We start from the raw sequence: 17,432 nt of genomic DNA on the forward strand, positions 1-17,432 counted from the left end.
CGACGATCGCTGAATTGAAACTTAATACAACAAAAAGCCCGGCACTTGGCCGGGCTTCTTGCGTTGCACACCGGTTACTGGTGGTACTGCGCCGACAGCTCGTGCACGGCGTTGATGAATACGCCGGCGTGCTCCGGATCGACTTCCGGGGTGATGCCATGGCCCAGGTTGAACACATGGCCGCTGCCCTTGCCGTAGCTGGCCAGGATGCGCGCCACTTCCTTGCGAATCGCCTCGGGGTTGGCGTACAGCACGGTCGGGTCCATGTTGCCCTGCAACGCGACCTTGTCACCGACGCGGCGGCGGGCGTCGCCGATTTCGCAGGTCCAGTCCAGGCCAAGGGCGTCGGCACCGACATCGGCGATGCTTTCCAGCCACAGACCGCCGTTCTTGGTGAACAGGATCACGGGCACCTTGCGCCCTTCATGCTCGCGGATCAGGCCGCTGACGATCTTGCGCATGTAGGCCAGGGAGAACTCCTGGTAGGCCGCCGCAGACAGGTTGCCACCCCAGGTATCGAAGATTTGCACCGCCTGGGCGCCCGCCTGGATTTGCCCGTTGAGGTAGCTGGTGACCGACTGCGCCAGTTTGTCCAGCAGCAGGTGCAGGGCCTGCGGGTTGTCATAGGCCATGGCCTTGATCTTGCGGAAGTCCTTGGACGAACCTCCTTCGACCATGTAGGTGGCCAGGGTCCATGGGCTGCCGGAGAAGCCGATCAGCGGCACACGGCCGTTGAGTTCGCGGCGGATGGTGCTGACCGCGTCCATCACGTAGCCCAGGTCCTTCTGCGGATCGGGGATCGGCAACGCTTCGATGTCCGCCAGGGTGCTGATGACTTTCTTGAAGCGCGGGCCTTCGCCGGTCTCGAAGTACAGGCCCTGGCCCATGGCGTCGGGGATGGTGAGGATGTCCGAGAACAGGATCGCCGCGTCCAGCGGGTAGCGGTCCAGCGGCTGCAGGGTGACCTCGCAGGCAAACTGCGGGTTCATGCACAGGCTCATGAAGTCACCGGCCTTGGCGCGGCTGGCGCGATACTCCGGGAGGTAGCGGCCGGCCTGGCGCATCATCCATACCGGGGTGACATCTACAGGTTGCTTGAGCAGTGCACGCAGGAAACGATCGTTCTTCAGGGCAGTCATGTCGGCATCCGGAAAAAAAGTGCGGGCATTTTCTCAGACGCGGACGCAAAAGGCACGGCCATGGCCATGCGTTTTGTCTATCAGGTGCCATGGATCAAGCATTTTTGTATACAAAAAGCATCGCGGGGCCAGTCGGATCGCCGCACCGCCGCTCCCACGCAGCCTTATCACTGGCGTGGGAGCGGGATTACCCCGCGATAAGGCTGGATCAGACTTCGAGGTAATCCAGAATGCCTTCGGCTGCGGTACGCCCTTCGAAGATCGCCGTCACCACCAAGTCCGAACCCCGCACCATGTCGCCACCGGCAAACACTTTCGGGTTGCTGGTCTGGTGCTTGAACTTGCCTTTCTCCGGGGCCACCACGCGGCCCTGGCTGTCCATCTGGATACCGAACTGCTCGAACCACGGCGCCGGGCTCGGGCGGAAGCCGAAGGCAATCACCACGGCGTCGGCCGGCAGGATCTCCTCGGAGCCCGGGATTGGCTCGGGGCTGCGGCGACCACGGGCATCCGGCTCGCCGAGACGGGTCTCGACCACCTTCACGCCCTCGACCTTGTCCTCGCCGACGATGGCGATGGGCTGGCGGTTGTAGAGGAACTTCACGCCCTCTTCCTTGGCATTCTTCACCTCTTTGCGCGAACCCGGCATGTTGGCCTCGTCACGGCGATAGGCACAGGTCACCGACTTGGCGCCCTGGCGGATCGAGGTGCGGTTGCAGTCCATCGCGGTGTCGCCTCCGCCAAGCACCACGACCTTCTTGCCCTGCATGTCGACGAAGTCTTCCGGCGACTTTTCAAAGCCCAGGTTGCGGTTGACGTTGGCGATCAGGAAGTCCAGCGCGTCGTGCACACCCGGCAGGTCCTCGCCGGGGAAGCCGCCCTTCATGTAGGTGTAGGTGCCCATGCCCATGAACACCGCGTCGTACTCGGCGAGCAATTGCTCCATGGTGATGTCGCGGCCCACCTCAATGTTCAGGCGGAACTCGATGCCCATGCCGGTGAAGACTTCGCGGCGATTGCTCAGCACGGTCTTTTCCAGCTTGAACTCGGGGATGCCGAAAGTCAGCAGGCCACCGATCTCGGGGTTGCGGTCGAACACCACCGGGGTCACGCCGGCACGTACCAGCACATCGGCGCAGCCCAGGCCGGCAGGGCCGGCGCCGATGATGGCGACACGCTTGCCAGTCGGCTTGACCTTGGACATGTCCGGGCGCCAGCCCATGGCGAACGCGGTGTCGGTGATGTACTTCTCCACCGAGCCGATGGTTACCGCGCCGAAGCCGTCGTTCAGGGTGCACGCACCCTCGCACAGGCGGTCCTGCGGGCACACGCGGCCACAGACTTCCGGCAGGGTGTTGGTCTGGTGCGACAGCTCGGCTGCCGCGAGGATGTTGCCCTCGGAAACCAGCTTCAACCAGTTGGGAATGAAGTTGTGCACCGGGCACTTCCACTCGCAATACGGGTTACCGCATCCCAGGCAGCGGTGCGCCTGCTCCACGGACTGCTGCGGCTTGAAAGGTTCGTAGATCTCGACGAACTCCTTCTTGCGCTGGCGCAGCAGCTTTTTCTTGGGGTCTTTACGCCCCACTTCGATGAACTGGAAGTCGTTGCTCAGACGTTCAGCCATTTTTCAAAACCTCTTTACCGCAGTTGCCAGCTACACGCTGCAAGCTGCAAGACGATCACTTAAGCCCGACGAACCCCGCACACGGGGCCCGTCACTTGCAGCTGTTCTTACTGCGGGTTGGCACGGGTGCTGGACAACAGGTGCTTGAGGTTGGCCGCCTTCGGCTTGACCAGCCAGAAGCGCCGCACGTAGTCGTCCAGGTTCTCCGAGAGCTCACGCCCCCACTCGCTGCCGGTCTCTTCCACGTACTCGCCCAGGACCCGCGCCAGGTGGCTGCGGTAGGCTTCCATCGCCTCACCACTGATACGCTGGATTTCCACCAGCTCGTGGTTGAGTTTGTCGAAGAAGCTGTTGTCCATGTCGAGCACGTAGGCGAAGCCGCCAGTCATGCCAGAACCGAAGTTGTAACCGGTCTTGCCCAGGACGCAGACAAACCCGCCGGTCATGTATTCACAGCAGTGATCGCCGGTGCCCTCGACCACAGCGTGGGCGCCGGAGTTACGTACAGCGAAGCGCTCGCCCGCGGTGCCTGCGGCGAACAGCTTGCCGCCGGTGGCGCCATACAGGCAGGTGTTGCCGACGATGGCGCTGTGCTGGGTTTCGAACGGGCTTCCGGCCGGTGGCACGATGGTCACCTTGCCCCCGGTCATGCCCTTGCCGACGTAGTCGTTGGCGTCGCCTTCCAGGTGCAGGTTCAAACCGCCGGCGTTCCACACGCCGAAGCTCTGGCCCGCGGTGCCCTTGAAGCGGAAGGTGATCGGCGTGGCGGCCATGCCCTGGTTGCCGTGCAGCCTGGCGATTTCGCCAGAGATGCGTGCACCGATGGAACGGTCGCAGTTGCAGATGTCCATGGCGAATTCACCACCAGCCATGTCGCGGATCGCCGGCAGGGCCATGGTGACCATCTTCTCGGCCAGTTCGCCCTGGTCGAACGGCGGGTTCTTGTCCACCTGGCAGAACTGCGGCTTGTCAGCCGGGATGTGCGAGCTACCCAGCAGCGGCGTCAGGTCGAGGTGGCCCTGGCGCTCGGTGTCGCCCGGCAGCACATCCAGAAGGTCGGTACGGCCGATCAGCTCGCCCAGGCTGCGCACGCCCAGCTTGGCTAGCCACTCGCGGGTCTCTTCGGCGACGAAGGTGAAGAAGTTGATCACCATGTCGACGGTGCCGATGTAGTGGTCCTTGCGCAGCTTGTCGTTCTGGGTGGCCACGCCGGTGGCGCAGTTGTTCAGGTGGCAGATGCGCAGGTACTTGCAGCCCAGGGCGATCATCGGCGCGGTGCCGAAACCGAAGCTCTCGGCGCCGAGGATCGCGGCCTTGATCACGTCCAGGCCGGTTTTCAGGCCGCCATCGGTCTGCACCCGCACCTTGCCGCGCAGGTCATTGCCGCGCAGGGTCTGGTGGGTTTCAGCCAGGCCCAGTTCCCACGGAGCGCCGGCGTACTTGATCGAGGTCAGCGGCGAAGCGCCGGTGCCGCCGTCGTAGCCGGAAATGGTGATCAGGTCGGCATAGGCCTTGGCCACGCCGGCGGCGATGGTGCCCACGCCGGCTTCGGCAACCAGCTTGACCGAGACCAGGGCCTGCGGGTTGACCTGCTTGAGGTCGTAGATCAGCTGGGCCAGATCTTCGATCGAGTAGATGTCGTGGTGCGGCGGCGGCGAAATCAGGGTCACGCCCGGTACCGCATAGCGCAGCCTTGCGATCAGGCCGTTGACCTTGCCGCCCGGCAACTGGCCGCCCTCGCCGGGTTTGGCGCCCTGGGCGACCTTGATCTGCAGCACTTCGGCATTGACCAGGTATTCCGGGGTCACGCCAAAGCGGCCGGTGGCCACCTGCTTGATCTTCGAGCTTTTGACGGTGCCGTAGCGGGCCGGGTCTTCGCCGCCTTCGCCGGAGTTGGAGCGCGCGCCGAGGCGGTTCATTGCCTCGGCCAGGGCTTCGTGCGCCTCTGGCGACAGCGCGCCCAGGGAGATACCAGCGGAGTCGAACCGCTTGAGGATCGCGTCCAGTGGCTCGATTTCATCCAACGGCAGGGCCTGGTCGGCCACCTTCACTTTCAGCAGGTCGCGGATCATCGACACCGGACGCTGGTCGACCAGCGAGGTGTATTCCTTGAACTTGGCGTAGTCCCCCTGTTGCACGGCGGCCTGCAGGGTGTTGACCACGTCCGGGTTGTAGGCATGGTATTCGCCACCATGGACGAACTTGAGCAAGCCACCTTGCTGGATTGGCTTGCGCGCACTCCAGGCTTCGGCGGCGAGCAACTTCTGGTCGCTCTCCAGGTCTTCGAAACGCGCACCCTTGATGCGGCTCGACACACCCTTGAAGCTCAGGCCAACCACTTCCTCGGACAGGCCGATGGCTTCGAACAGCTGCGCGCCACGGTACGAGGTGATGGTGGAGATGCCCATCTTCGACAGGATCTTCAGCAGGCCCTTGGAGATGCCCTTGCGGTAGTACTTGAACACTTCGTCCAGATCGCCCAGCACTTCGCCGGTGCGGATCAGGTCGGCCAGCACTTCGTAGGCCAGGTACGGGTATACAGCCGAGGCACCGAAGCCCAGCAGCACGGCGAAGTGGTGCGGGTCGCGGGCAGTGGCGGTCTCGACCAGAATGTTGCTGTCGCAACGCAGCCCTTGTTCGGTCAGACGGTGGTGTACAGCGCCTACGGCCAGCGAGGCGTGTACCGGCAGCTTGCCCGGGGCAATGTAGCGGTCGCTGAGCACCAGCTGGGTCTTGCCGCCGCGCACCGCTTCTTCGGCCTGGTCGGCGATATTGCGGATGGCCGCTTCAAGGCCGAGGCTTTGCTCATAGTTGAGGTCGATCAGCTGGCGGTCGAAACCTTCGCGCTCCAGGTTCATCAGCGAACGCCACTTGGCAGGCGAGATGACTGGCGAGCTGAGGATCACCCGCGAGGCATGCTCGGGGGACTCCTGGAAGATGTTGCGCTCGGCGCCCAGGCAGATTTCCAGGGACATCACGATCGCTTCGCGCAGCGGGTCGATCGGCGGGTTGGTCACCTGGGCGAACTGCTGGCGGAAGAAATCGTACGGCGAACGCACGCGCTGCGACAGCACGGCCATCGGCGTGTCGTCGCCCATCGAGCCGACCGCTTCCTGGCCCTGCTCGCCGAGCGGGCGCAGCACCTGGTCACGTTCCTCGAAGGTGACCTGGAACATCTTCATGTATTGCTTGAGCTGGTCAGCGTCGTAGCTGGCCACGCCCTGGTCGTCGCTCAGGGTCGCCTGGATGCGCGTGGCGTGCTGGCGCAACCAGCGCTTGTAAGGGTGGCGCGACTTCAGGCGGTTGTCGATGGCGTCGGTGTCGAGGATCTGGCCGGTCTCGGTATCGACAGCCAGGATCTGGCCTGGGCCGACACGGCCCTTGGCCAGGACTTCCTCGGGCTGGTAACCCCATACGCCGATTTCCGAGGCGATGGTGATGTAGCCGTTGGTGGTGGTCACCCAGCGCGCCGGGCGCAGGCCATTGCGGTCGAGCAGGCACACCGCGTGGCGGCCTTCGGTCATGACGATACCGGCCGGACCATCCCACGGTTCCATATGCATGGAGTTGTATTCGTAGAAGGCACGCAGGTCGGCGTCCATGGTCTCGACGTTCTGCCAGGCTGGCGGTACCAGCATGCGCACGCCGCGGAACAGGTCGATGCCGCCAGTGACCATCAGCTCGAGCATGTTGTCCATGCTGGATGAGTCGGAACCGACGCGGTTGACCAGCGGGCCGAGCTCTTCGAGGTCGGGGATCAGGTCGTTGGCGAACTTGGTGCGACGGGCCATGGCCCAGTTGCGGTTGCCGGTGATGGTGTTGATCTCGCCGTTGTGGGCGAGGAAGCGGAAGGGCTGCGCCAGCGGCCACTTCGGCAGGGTGTTGGTGGAGAAGCGCTGGTGGAACACGCAGATTGCGGTCTGCAGGCGCTCGTCACCCAGGTCCGGATAGAACGCCGCGAGATCGCGCGGCATCATCAGGCCTTTGTAGATGATGGTCTTGTGCGAGAAGCTGCAGATGTAGTGGTCGGCGTCGTGGGCGTTGGCCACGGACGAACGGCGACGGGCACTGAACAGCTTGATGGCGAATTCCTGATCGCTCAGGCCTTCGCCGCCGATGAACACCTGCTCGATCTGCGGCAGGCGCTCCAGGGCCAGACGGCCAAGGACGCTGGTGTCGATCGGCACCTTGCGCCAGCCCACCAGCGTGAGGCCGGCATTGACGATCTCGCGATCCATGTTGGCGCGGGCGGCTTCGGCTTTGACCGGGTCCTGGTTGAAGAACACCATGCCGACGGCGTACTGCCTGGGCAGCTCGGCGGCGAAGTGCTCCTGGGCCACGGCGCGCAGGAATTGATCGGGCTTCTGCATGAGCAGACCGCAACCGTCGCCGGTCTTGCCGTCGGCATTGATGCCGCCGCGGTGGGTCATGCAGGTCAACGCCTGCATGGCGGTTTGCAGAAGGTGGTGACTCGGCTCGCCCGTCATATGGGCGATCAGGCCGAAACCACAGTTGTCCTTGAATTCTTCGGGATGGTACAGACCTGTTTTCATAGACACTTTCTCACCAGGTTCACCTCTCAACCGGAGGCAAATCTCTTTTTTAACAACCACTTACCATCCACGCCGATCAAATGCCAGCTTTTTTGCGGTGGCCATGGAAAACCATTGTTGCACAGCGACAGCAACGCCCACAAATTTTCATGTCTCACCATTGAAAATTTATGTCGTAATTTTGAATGTTTTTAAGTCGTACGCCGTGATAGCGGCATGACTGGAGTCTGAAGCGTTTCAGCCAGGACTGCAAGAAAGGGCTCGTGGCCGGCAGTCTGGGACAGAAAAGCCTGCCGCGCTCGGGCGCAGCAGGCTAGTTGAAAGCTAGAAAGTCGCTCAGCAACTGGGCGGCGGGGTGATGCCGCCCGGAAGGTATCAGCGGGCCGTGGCCAGCTCTTGTTGGACGCTGCCCACGGTACGTGGCCAAGGTTTACCAGCCTGGACCTTGGCTGGCAAGTTCTTGATTGCCGCAGCGGCGGCATCGCGGCTGGCGAAATTGCCGTAGGTCACCACATACAGCGGCTTGCCCTGCAGGTTTTTCCTGAAGTAGCGATAGTCGCCACCCTGTGCCTTGACGAACGACTGTGCCGACGCCTCGGAACTGGTGCCGAAGATCTGCACCACGTAGTTACCGGGCTTCTGGCCAGCATACCAGCTGCTGTTGCCGGCGCCGCCGGCAGCCGGTTTCTCGGCAGGTTTGGCTGCGGGCTTGGCGCTCGCGACCTGGGTCGGAGCCGGGGCTGGCTTGGCAGGTGCAACCGGCTTTGCCGGCTGGGTTGCTACAGGTTTTGTCGCAGGCGCAACCGGCTGTACCGGAGCGCTGGTCACCGGCTGGGCCGGAGTCGGCGCAGGGCTGGCGGTGGCACCTTGCGGCGGCGCGATGGTGGTCACGGTCGGCGGCACGGCAGCCGATGGCGTGGCTGGCTGCAGTGCAGTGTTGTCGGCCGGCCCGCCGTCTTCACCTTCACCCATGCCAGCGGCCTGGGCCAGCGGTTCGCGCATCACCGGCTGCGACTGACCGACCAGCGGCAACGGCATCGGCTGCGAGGAGCCGGAGAACTCGATGGCGGGCGCGCCGCCGTTGCCACCCTGGCCCAGGGGCAATTGGGCCTGGGCAGCGGGGGGTGCGTCGGCCGGGGCCTTGTCGCCTTTCTTGGGCATCAGGACCGCCGCGCCAACGGCAACCACGACCACTGCGGACAACGCGAGCACGTGTTTCTTAGGCATTTTGAACCCCATGGATGGTCGCTTGACCGTGGTACGGCTGGCGATCATGGCTTCGATCAAGGTATCGCGGGCGACCTGGTTGATGTTCCCAGGCCAGCCGTCGGAGTTTTCGTGGATGTCGACGATCTGCTCGGCGGTGAACACCTCGATGCCCCGGCCAGCACCCTCCAGGCGCTGCTCCAGGTACTCGCGGGTTTCTTCCTCGCTGTACGGGGCCAGTTCGATGACGTGGAATCGCTCGCCATCGGCATTGAGCTCATCCAACCCGGCGATCAGCGAAGGCTCGCCGAACAGGAACACATGCGGGCGTCCTTCAGCTACGCCTGCCGCCAACTCCAGCAACGCTTGGAGTGCCGACTCGTCCAGTTGTTCCGCATCGTCCACCAGCAGATAGACTTCCTGGCCGGTCAGCGCCAGTTGCACCACCTGCGACAGGATCGCCTGCACTTCCGGCTGCGCCACACCCAGCGACTGCGCCACCTGGCCAAGCACGCTGGCCGCGTCGCTGGCACCACGGGCGGATACCACCACGCTTTGCACCGACTGCTTGTTGGTGCTGGCCACCAGTGCCTGGCGCAGCAAGGTCTTGCCGCTGCCCACAGGGCCGGTGACCGCCAGCATCAGCTGGCTGTAGCGCGCCAGATGATGCAGCTGGCCAAGCACTGGCTTGCGCTGGGCGGGAAAGAACTTGAAACCGGGCACCCGGGGGGCGAACGGATCGTGGCTCAGCTGGTAATGATCGAGAAACGCCTCATCGGCATGCAGACTGGTCATTGCGTTGTCACAACCTCAAAGCTGGGCCACGATCGCGCGGTAATCCGCCGCCAGCGTGGCCTGAAGAATCTCTGTCGAATAGTCGTCAGTGACGACGGCCTCGCCCAGCTGGCGCAGCAGCACCAGGCGCAGGCGCCCGTCGAGCACTTTCTTGTCGACCGCCATGTGCTCCATGAAATGCGCCGGGGTCATTTCCTGTGGTGGCACCACCGGCAATCCTGCGTCCTGCAGCAGGCGAATTCCGCGATCACGCGCCGGCTGGTCGATCCAGCCCAGGCGCATGGACATTTCCAGGGCCATGACCGTGCCGGCCGCCACGGCTTCGCCGTGCAGCCAGACGCCATAACCCATGTGTGTTTCGATGGCATGGCCGAATGTGTGGCCAAGGTTGAGCGTGGCACGCACGCCCGATTCGCGCTCATCAGCGCCAACCACGGCAGCCTTGGCCGCGCAGGAGCGACGGATGGCCTCGGTCAGGGCAACGGAGTCCAGGGCACGCAGTGCCTGCATATTGTCTTCGAGCCAGGCAAGGAATGGCTTGTCGCAGATCAGGCCGTACTTGATGACTTCGGCGAGACCGGCGGACAGCTCACGCGCGGGCAAGGTTGTCAGACTGGTAGTATCGATCAGCACAGCGTTGGGCTGGTAGAAGGCGCCCACCATGTTCTTGCCCAGCGGGTGGTTGATGCCGGTCTTGCCGCCCACCGAGGAGTCCACCTGGGACAACAGCGTGGTCGGCACCTGGATAAAATCGACCCCACGCTGGTAGCAGGCTGCGGCAAAGCCGGCCATGTCACCGATCACGCCGCCACCGAGGGCGACCACGGTGGTGCGCCGGTCATGACGCGCGGTCAGCAGGGCATCGAAGATCAGTTGCAGGGTTTCCCAGTTCTTGTGGGCCTCGCCGTCGGGCAACACCACCGGCAGCACCGAGTAGGCACCCAGGGTCTTGCTCAGGCGTTCGAGGTACAGGGGCGCGACGGTCTCGTTGGAGACGATGGCGACCTGCCGGCCGGCAATGTGCGGCGCCAGCAGCTCGGGCTGGTCAAGCAGGCCTTCGCCAATGTAGATCGGGTAGCTACGCTCGCCCAGGTCGACCTTAAGTGTCTGCATGTTTCCCCACAATGTACTTGGGCGCGGTGGCACTGTGGCCCCACGCGGTGACGTTCAACCCCGTCTCGGCGTTGGTCGCCGAGGATAGACCCCGCTCAGCGGGGCGGCAACTTCTGCAGACGCTCGAGAATGTCGAGCACGACCATGCGAGGTGGCCGTTCGTCGGTTTCCACCACCAGGTCGGCAATCTCGCGATAGAGCGGGTCGCGGGTTTCAAGCAGGGCACGCAAGGTGGCTTCCGGGTTGGCTGTGCGCAGCAGCGGTCGGTTGCGGTCACGGGAAGTGCGCCCCACCTGCTGCTCCACCGAGGCATGCAGGTAGATCACCCGGCCACCGGCGTGCAGCGCGGCACGGTTGGCATCGCGCATCACCGCGCCGCCACCGGTCGCCAGGACCACGCCATCAAGCGCGCAGAGTTCGGCAATCATCGCCTGCTCGCGGTCGCGAAAGCCCGGCTCGCCTTCCTTGTCGAAGATCCACGGGATATTGGCGCCGGTTCGCAGCTCGATTTCCTTGTCGGAATCCTTGAACAGCAGGCGCAGCTCTTTGGCCAACAGGCGTCCGATGGTGCTTTTCCCAGCGCCCATGGGCCCTACAAGTATCAAATTTCGCACAGAATCAACGACTCACAGCAATCGCCTGGTCACTCATGATACGCGGAGTCAGGAAGACCAGCAGCTCGGATTTTTTCTCTTGTAATGCATCGCGTCGAAACAGCCGCCCAACATACGGCAGATCGCCGAAAAATGGCACCTTGTCGACCACTTTGTTCTGCGACGTCGAGTACACGCCGCCAATCACAATGGTCTGCCCATCGGTCACCCGGACCTTCGCCGTAACCTCGTTCTTGCGGATCGGCGGTACATTGTTGAGTGCATTGATGAAGTCGGGCTCGTCCTTGGTCACGCGCACATCCATCACTACCTTGCCATCCGGCGTGATCTGCGGCGTTACCTCCAGCGACAGGGAGGCCTCACGGAAAGAAATGGAGGTAGCCCCACTGCGAGTGGTCTCTTGATAGGGTACTTCGGTCCCCTTGAGTATGCGGGCGGTTTCCTTGTCAGCCGTGACCACCTTGGGCTGGGAGATGATCTCGCCATTGCCGCTCTTCTCCATGGCGCTGAGCTCCAGATCCAGCAGAATGTCGCTGCGCAGCAGGCCCACGCCGAGCCCGGAAGTGGCCCGTTCAACCCCAAGGTCGACGAACAGGTCACTACCCAGGCGACTGTCCACCCCATACAACGGGCCGCCCCATCGCACACCCAGGCCCTTCTCGTAATCGACACTGGCTTCTACGATACGCGCCTCGATCATGACCTGGCGTACCGGCACATCCAACTGCGCTACCAACCTTCGCAAATCGGCAAGTCGTTCGCCAGGCTGGGTAACCACCAGCGTGTTGGTCCGTGCATCCACACTGAGGCTGCCGCGCCCAGTCAGGATGCCGTCATCGGCCAAGCTCGCAAGCAACAGTTCCGCCAGCTCGGCGGCTTTTGCATGAAAGACAGGGATCAGCTCTCGTCGCAAAGGCTCCAGCAACACCTCCTCGCCCATGCCCCGGGCCTGCCCGGCCAGCTCAGCAACGGGAGCGATCAACAGCACGTTGCCCTCCTGGCGCCGGCCCAGCCCCTTGCTGCGCAGCACAAGGTCAAGTGCCTGGGCCCAAGGCACGTCTTCCAGGTGCAGGGTTATTCGCCCCTGCACCGAATCGCTGGCGACCAGGTTGACGCTGGCGTGCTCCGCCATGACCTGAAGCACTGAGCGCAGTTCGACATCCTGGAAGTTGAGCGATATCGGCTCACCCTGGAATTGCGCTGCCTGCACTGCCAGGATGTTCGACATCAACCCCAAGCCACTCAACCATCGCCTCGGCCTCATCCCTGACCTCTCCTTACTCACGCTTCTCAAGCACCAGATACCGATAACGCGCCTGCCAGCGTCCGCCGAGGTAGATCCGCTCGCGGACCTCCAGCTGACCAGCATCAACGGCTACCACGACCCCCTCATCCAATCCGAGCCGGTCGCCTTGCCCAACCCGATACAAGTGCCCCGCCGAACGCAACAATGCCTGCCGGCGCCCTGACTGGGACAGGCTTCCGACCATTTCCAGTCGCGCCAAGGGAATATGCCGCAGCTCTTTACCCTGTGTGGCGGGCAACCAGGCCTGAAATGGGTCGAACGTGGCCTTCGACAGGGCATCCTGGGCAGGCTCATCCGCCAAGGCAGCCGGCACTGGAAGCTCTTCCCCTGGGTGGTAGGCATGTATCAACAATCGTGCGCCAACCTCTCCTGAGCCTTCTTCCTGCAAGGCCAGCCTGAGCTGGGGCACGCTCAACAACCGCAACTGCTGCAGCCACTGCTCAAGCCACAAGCGCAATGCCGGGTAGCGCCCGTGCACGCTGATCTCCAAAGGCTGCAGACGGTATCCTGCTGCCTCCTGCGCTTCGTTTACTTCGATGCGTTCGAATGACAGACCATGCTCATGACCCGACAAGGCCAGCTGGTCGAGCAGTTCACTCATGCCCTCTCCCGCAGCCAATCGCCAGCGCAACGCTTGCAGCCCGGTCATGGCTTGTTCCAGAGCCTGTTGCGCTCGCTCAAGCTCGACAAGTTTTTCCGCCCCATCCGCCAAGACACCCTGTAGCTGCAACTGCCTCTGGACTGCCTCGGCATGGCTATTGAGCGGCTCACGCAAGCGGGCGATATAACCCGCGAAAACCACCAGAAACAGCAGCCCTACTGCCAGCACCCACCGGACCAACCAAGACCGGGCCACCAGGCCCTGCCAATCCTGGGGCCACGGGCGGTTCATGACTCACCCGCCAACAAGCGTGCCGCCAGCAGGAATTCATCGCCCTGGCCATGACGCCGCAAGTGAACAAGCTCCAGGTCCCGCACCATCTTTACCTGCTCCAGGCTGCGCATAAGCCTGGCCACCACTGAAGCAGAGGCAGCCAACCCGGCAAGGCGCAGACGCCCGTCCTCCACACCTACCTCGGTCAAGCGCGCGCCTTCGGGCATTGCCTGCTCCAGTGCGCGAAACAGCCCAGGCAACTGCGCCCGTCCGGCGCTCAGCGCAGACACCGTCGCTTGCTGGGCCAACAACGCATCCCGTGCTTCACGCAACTTATCGATCTGCCGCAGCGAAGCGTCCAACCGCTCAACGGCCGCCTGCTGCGTGGCGATGACCTGCGCCTGCCTGGCCAGACGCGACCGCGCCATTCGATCAAGCAACATCACCCCGCACAGCGCCACCACAAGCGTGCCGACCAAGGTGATCTGGAATCGCCGCACAGCGCTTGCCCTGCGCTGTTCGCGCCAGGGCATCAGGTTCAGTCGCCCTTTCATACCGGGCCTCCCATTGCCAAACCACAGGCAAGAGCCATGGCAGCAGCGGGCACGCTGGTTTCATCGAAACCGCTGACCAGAGGGCCCGGGCGACCGACATGGCATTTCACGCCCAGATGCTCCGACAAGTCTGCCGCTCGAGCCTCATCGGCGGCGACCCCGAACAAAACAACCTGCTCAAACGCGCCCTGGATATCCGGCTGCCAGAGCCCATCGACAGCCTCGGCCCAGCGTTCCATAGAAGGCAAGGCAATGCGCTGCCGATGCGGCACGCGGCCTCCCTGCCAACGGTGCAGGATCACCTCGTCCGGCTCCAACTGCAGCAGCGCCATGTCGCCTGCCTGCGGCTCAGGCACCAGCGCCCGCCGCAACGCGAAACTGTCCACCTCCACGGCCACCAACTGCAAGCCGGCTTGCGCGAACACGCGCTCCAGTGGGTCGAGCTGACTTTGCCTACAGGCCACCACCAACACCTCGACCTGCCCGACATCCTCCACGCACGGGCCATGCACCTGGAAATCCAGGGCAAGGTCCTCCACAGGAAAGGGAAACAGCTGCTCGGCCTGCGCGAGCAAGGCAGCTTCGACGGCATGGCCGGGCAACCCGGCAGGCAGGCGGCAAACCTTGCAGATGACCTGCGATGCAGGCAACGCCAGGGCGGCCCGGCACTGCGAAGTTCGACACCGGGCATGGGCCTGCCGCAAACCCGCGACCAGGCGCTCCATCTGATCAAACTCCAATGAGCTACCTGACGCTGCCCCAAGGCGCTCGTGCGCCCAGCCCACCACCCGACAACCGCCACGCTGGCGGCGCAGGTGCAGCATTCGTATGGCGTCGGAGGTAATTTCCACCCCCAGCAGTGAACCGGTGTCCCTGCCAAAGCGTCCAAGCATGGCTGTTCCTTCCTGGTCATTGGCTGCCTGAACCCTTGCGGTGCAGGCGGTCGTCGCTCTCCCCGGGCGGTCACCCGGCGGGACGAAAAATGCTTATAATGGCCAGCGTTTTTCCTGTCCGCCGGCCCTGCGCGCAATCCACTCTCAACCTGGACACCCAAAAGCCTTGATACGCCTGCTGAAGTTCTTCTGGTGGTCTCTCGTCGCCGTCATCTGCGCGCTCGTACTCGGTGTGAGCGGTGCGTTTCTGTATCTTAGTCCCAACCTGCCTTCGGTCGACGCGCTCAGAAGCGTCCAGTTGCAAATCCCCCTGAGGGTCTACAGTAGCGACGGCAAGCTGATCGCCGAGTTCGGCGAGATGCGGCGCTCGCCGATCAAGTTCCAGGAAATTCCCCCACAATTCATCCAGGCGCTTCTGTCCGCCGAGGACGACAATTTCCTCAATCACTATGGCGTCGACCCCAGCAGCCTCATGCGTGCGGCCTCACAGCTGGTCAAGTCCGGGCATATCCAGAGCGGCGGCAGCACCATCACCATGCAGGTGGCGAAGAACTTCTTCCTTACCAGCGAACGCAGCTTCTCGCGCAAGACCAACGAGATTCTCCTGGCCCTGCAGATCGAGCGGGAACTGACCAAGGACGAAATCCTCGAGCTGTACGTAAACAAGATCTACCTGGGCAACCGTGCCTACGGCATCGATGCCGCGGCGCAGGTGTACTACGGCAAGTCGATTCGCGACGTCAGCCTGGCGCAGATGGCCATGATCGCTGGTCTGCCCAAGGCCCCATCGCGCTTCAACCCGCTGGCCAACCCGGTACGCGCCAAGGAGCGCCGCGACTGGATCCTCGGGCGCATGTACAAGCTCGGCAAGATCGACGAGGCCAGCTACCAGGCCGCCCTGGGTGAACCGCTGAATGCCAGCTACCATGTGCCGACCCCGGAAGTGAATGCGCCGTACGTCGCCGAAATGGCCCGCGCCGAGATGGTCGGTCGCTACGGCAGCGACGCCTATACCGAAGGTTTCCGGGTCACCACCACAGTGCCGAGCGACATGCAGCAGATGGCCAACAGCGCGGTCCTCAACGGCCTCAGCCAATACGACGAACGCCACGGCTACCGCGGTCCGGAGGCACGCTTCCCTGGCAAGACACGCACGGCGTGGTTGCAGGAACTGAACAAGCAACGCACCCTCGGCGGCCTTGAGCCCGCCATTGTCACCCAGGTCGAGAAGAACGGCCTGAAGGTGATGACCCGCGCCGGTCTGGAGGAAGACGTGGCCTGGGACACCATGAAATGGGCCCGCCCGTACCTTAACAGCAACTCCCAAGGACGCTCGCCGCAATCAGCGGCCGATGTGGCCCAGGTCGGCGACCTGGTGCGCCTGCAACGCCTGGAAGATGGCAAACTCAAGTTCAGTCAGGTTCCCGGCGCCCAGAGCGCGCTGGTCACCCTCGACCCTTACAATGGCGCCATCCGCGCACTGGTTGGCGGCTTCTCATTCGAGCAGAGCAACTACAACCGCGCCATGCAGGCCAAGCGCCAGCCGGGCTCGAGCTTCAAGCCCTTCGTCTACAGCGCCGCGCTGGACAACGGCTACACCGCCGCCAGCCTGGTCAACGATGCGCCGATCGTGTTCGTCGACGAGTACTTGGACAAGGTCTGGCGTCCAAAGAACGACACCAACACCTTCCTCGGCCCGATCCGCATGCGCGAGGCGTTGTACAAGTCACGCAACCTCGTATCGATCCGCCTGCTGCAGGCCATGGGCGTGGATCGCACCATCGACTACATCGCCAAGTTCGGCTTCAACAAGCAGGACCTGCCGCGCAACCTGTCGCTGGCGCTGGGCACCGCGACGCTCACGCCGATGGAGATTGCCACCGGCTGGAGCACCTTCGCCAACGGCGGCTACAAGATCAGCCCGTACCTGATCGAGCGTGTCGAGAGCCGCAACGGCGAAACGCTGTTCACCGCAAACCCGCCACGCGTGCCGCAGGGCAGCCAAGACCAGGTCGGCCTCGCCGCACCTGAGGCACCCATCAGCGCCGCCCCGATGCCAGGCGAGGCGCCGTCGGCCGCAGGCCAGGTCACCGCGGCATCCCAAGTGCCCCAGGTGCCCCAGGTGCCCGCCGTGGCCGAGCAGATCATCGACGGCCGTACCTCGTACATCCTCACCAGCATGCTGCAGGACGTAATCAAGCGTGGTACCGGCCGCCGCGCCCTGGCCCTCGGCCGTTCGGACCTGGCGGGCAAGACCGGCACCACCAACGAATCCAAGGACGCCTGGTTCTCAGGCTACAACGCTGACTATGTCACCACCGTGTGGGTCGGCTTCGACCAGCCGGAAACCCTGGGGCGTCGCGAATACGGTGGCACCGTGGCCCTGCCGATCTGGATGAGTTTCATGGGCGCCGCGCTCAAGGGCATGCCCGAGCATCCACCAGCCGAACCCGAGGGCATCCTCAGCCTGCGCGTCGACCCGATCAGCGGCCGCGCCGCCACACCAAGCACGCCGAACGCCTACTTCGAACTGTTCAAGGCCGAGGACTCGCCACCGTCGGCGGACGAACTGGGTAACGGTGCAGCACCGGGCAGCCCGCTGCCGGCAGACGAAGCAGCGCCGATGGATCTGTTCTAAAGGGCAACCTTTGAAGGTTTTCGGTGAGGGCCGCCAGGTGCTCGCCGAAAACCTTGCAGCGCTCTCAAGATCGAGCGCCGCGCGGGCGGCGCTCGATCTGGCAGGCGCTGCAAGACTGTT

At 63.7% G+C, this 17,432-nt stretch carries 11 protein-coding genes; 1 reads left to right on the plus strand and 10 read right to left on the minus strand.

Annotated features, from left to right (window positions below; genetic code table 11):
- Positions 1-74: 74 nt before the first annotated feature.
- The 10 genes from hemE to pilM form a co-directional block, all read right to left on the minus strand.
- The gene (gene hemE, locus OH705_RS16500; RefSeq protein WP_023631238.1) at positions 75-1,139 is read right to left on the minus strand and encodes a uroporphyrinogen decarboxylase; all 1,065 of its coding nucleotides are present in this window, start codon (positions 1,137-1,139) and stop codon (positions 75-77) included.
- Positions 1,140-1,347: 208 nt separating this feature from the next.
- Entirely contained in the window at positions 1,348-2,766 is a 1,419-nt protein-coding gene (locus OH705_RS16505) for an FAD-dependent oxidoreductase (RefSeq protein ID WP_094011032.1), read from the minus strand.
- Positions 2,767-2,873: 107 nt separating this feature from the next.
- Positions 2,874-7,319, minus strand: a complete 4,446-nt coding sequence (gene gltB / locus OH705_RS16510) for a glutamate synthase large subunit (protein ID WP_267302556.1) — start codon at positions 7,317-7,319, stop codon at positions 2,874-2,876.
- Positions 7,320-7,694: 375 nt separating this feature from the next.
- Positions 7,695-9,320, minus strand: coding sequence for an AAA family ATPase (locus tag OH705_RS16515; protein ID WP_104444781.1), 1,626 nt, complete (start codon positions 9,318-9,320; stop codon positions 7,695-7,697).
- A gap of 15 nt (positions 9,321-9,335) precedes the next feature.
- A complete protein-coding gene (aroB, locus tag OH705_RS16520) occupies positions 9,336-10,433 on the minus strand; it encodes a 3-dehydroquinate synthase (RefSeq protein WP_267302557.1) in 1,098 nt (365 codons plus the stop codon).
- A gap of 95 nt (positions 10,434-10,528) precedes the next feature.
- Positions 10,529-11,047, minus strand: a complete 519-nt coding sequence (gene aroK / locus OH705_RS16525) for a shikimate kinase AroK (protein WP_038706967.1) — start codon at positions 11,045-11,047, stop codon at positions 10,529-10,531.
- 4 nt (positions 11,048-11,051) lie between these two features.
- Positions 11,052-12,275 carry a type IV pilus secretin PilQ gene (locus OH705_RS16530; RefSeq protein ID WP_267302558.1) on the minus strand — a complete coding sequence of 408 codons (1,224 nt, stop codon included), beginning with the start codon at positions 12,273-12,275 and terminating at the stop codon, positions 11,052-11,054.
- A 49-nt stretch (positions 12,276-12,324) separates the two neighbouring features.
- Entirely contained in the window at positions 12,325-13,245 is a 921-nt protein-coding gene (locus OH705_RS16535) for a pilus assembly protein PilP (RefSeq protein WP_267302559.1), read from the minus strand.
- Positions 13,242-13,760 carry a PilN domain-containing protein gene (locus OH705_RS16540; RefSeq protein WP_160291120.1) on the minus strand — a complete coding sequence of 173 codons (519 nt, stop codon included), beginning with the start codon at positions 13,758-13,760 and terminating at the stop codon, positions 13,242-13,244. The genes OH705_RS16535 and OH705_RS16540 overlap by 4 nt, the downstream gene beginning before the upstream one ends.
- A gap of 17 nt (positions 13,761-13,777) precedes the next feature.
- Positions 13,778-14,674 carry a type IV pilus biogenesis protein PilM gene (gene pilM, locus OH705_RS16545; protein ID WP_267302560.1) on the minus strand — a complete coding sequence of 299 codons (897 nt, stop codon included), beginning with the start codon at positions 14,672-14,674 and terminating at the stop codon, positions 13,778-13,780.
- A gap of 169 nt (positions 14,675-14,843) precedes the next feature.
- Here pilM and OH705_RS16550 point away from each other — a divergent pair, with 169 nt between their 5' ends.
- Positions 14,844-17,312, plus strand: coding sequence for a penicillin-binding protein 1A (locus OH705_RS16550; protein ID WP_416383582.1), 2,469 nt, complete (start codon positions 14,844-14,846; stop codon positions 17,310-17,312).
- Positions 17,313-17,432 lie beyond the last annotated feature (120 nt).

It is taken from the genome of Pseudomonas sp. BJa3, assembly GCF_026343815.1.
Classification (GTDB): domain Bacteria; phylum Pseudomonadota; class Gammaproteobacteria; order Pseudomonadales; family Pseudomonadaceae; genus Aquipseudomonas; species Aquipseudomonas soli.

Bases quoted from the DNA above. Each gene is read 5' to 3' on its own strand.
- hemE (WP_023631238.1), bottom strand. From the start codon at position 1,139: ATGACTGCCCTGAAGAACGATCGTTTCCTGCGTGCACTGCTCAAGCAA.
- OH705_RS16505 (WP_094011032.1), bottom strand. From the start codon at position 2,766: ATGGCTGAACGTCTGAGCAACGACTTCCAGTTCATCGAAGTGGGGCGT.
- gltB (WP_267302556.1), bottom strand. From the start codon at position 7,319: ATGAAAACAGGTCTGTACCATCCCGAAGAATTCAAGGACAACTGTGGT.
- OH705_RS16515 (WP_104444781.1), bottom strand. From the start codon at position 9,320: ATGACCAGTCTGCATGCCGATGAGGCGTTTCTCGATCATTACCAGCTG.
- aroB (WP_267302557.1), bottom strand. From the start codon at position 10,433: ATGCAGACACTTAAGGTCGACCTGGGCGAGCGTAGCTACCCGATCTAC.
- OH705_RS16530 (WP_267302558.1), bottom strand. From the start codon at position 12,275: ATGTCGAACATCCTGGCAGTGCAGGCAGCGCAATTCCAGGGTGAGCCG.
- OH705_RS16535 (WP_267302559.1), bottom strand. From the start codon at position 13,245: ATGAACCGCCCGTGGCCCCAGGATTGGCAGGGCCTGGTGGCCCGGTCT.
- OH705_RS16540 (WP_160291120.1), bottom strand. From the start codon at position 13,760: ATGCCCTGGCGCGAACAGCGCAGGGCAAGCGCTGTGCGGCGATTCCAG.
- pilM (WP_267302560.1), bottom strand. From the start codon at position 14,674: ATGCTTGGACGCTTTGGCAGGGACACCGGTTCACTGCTGGGGGTGGAA.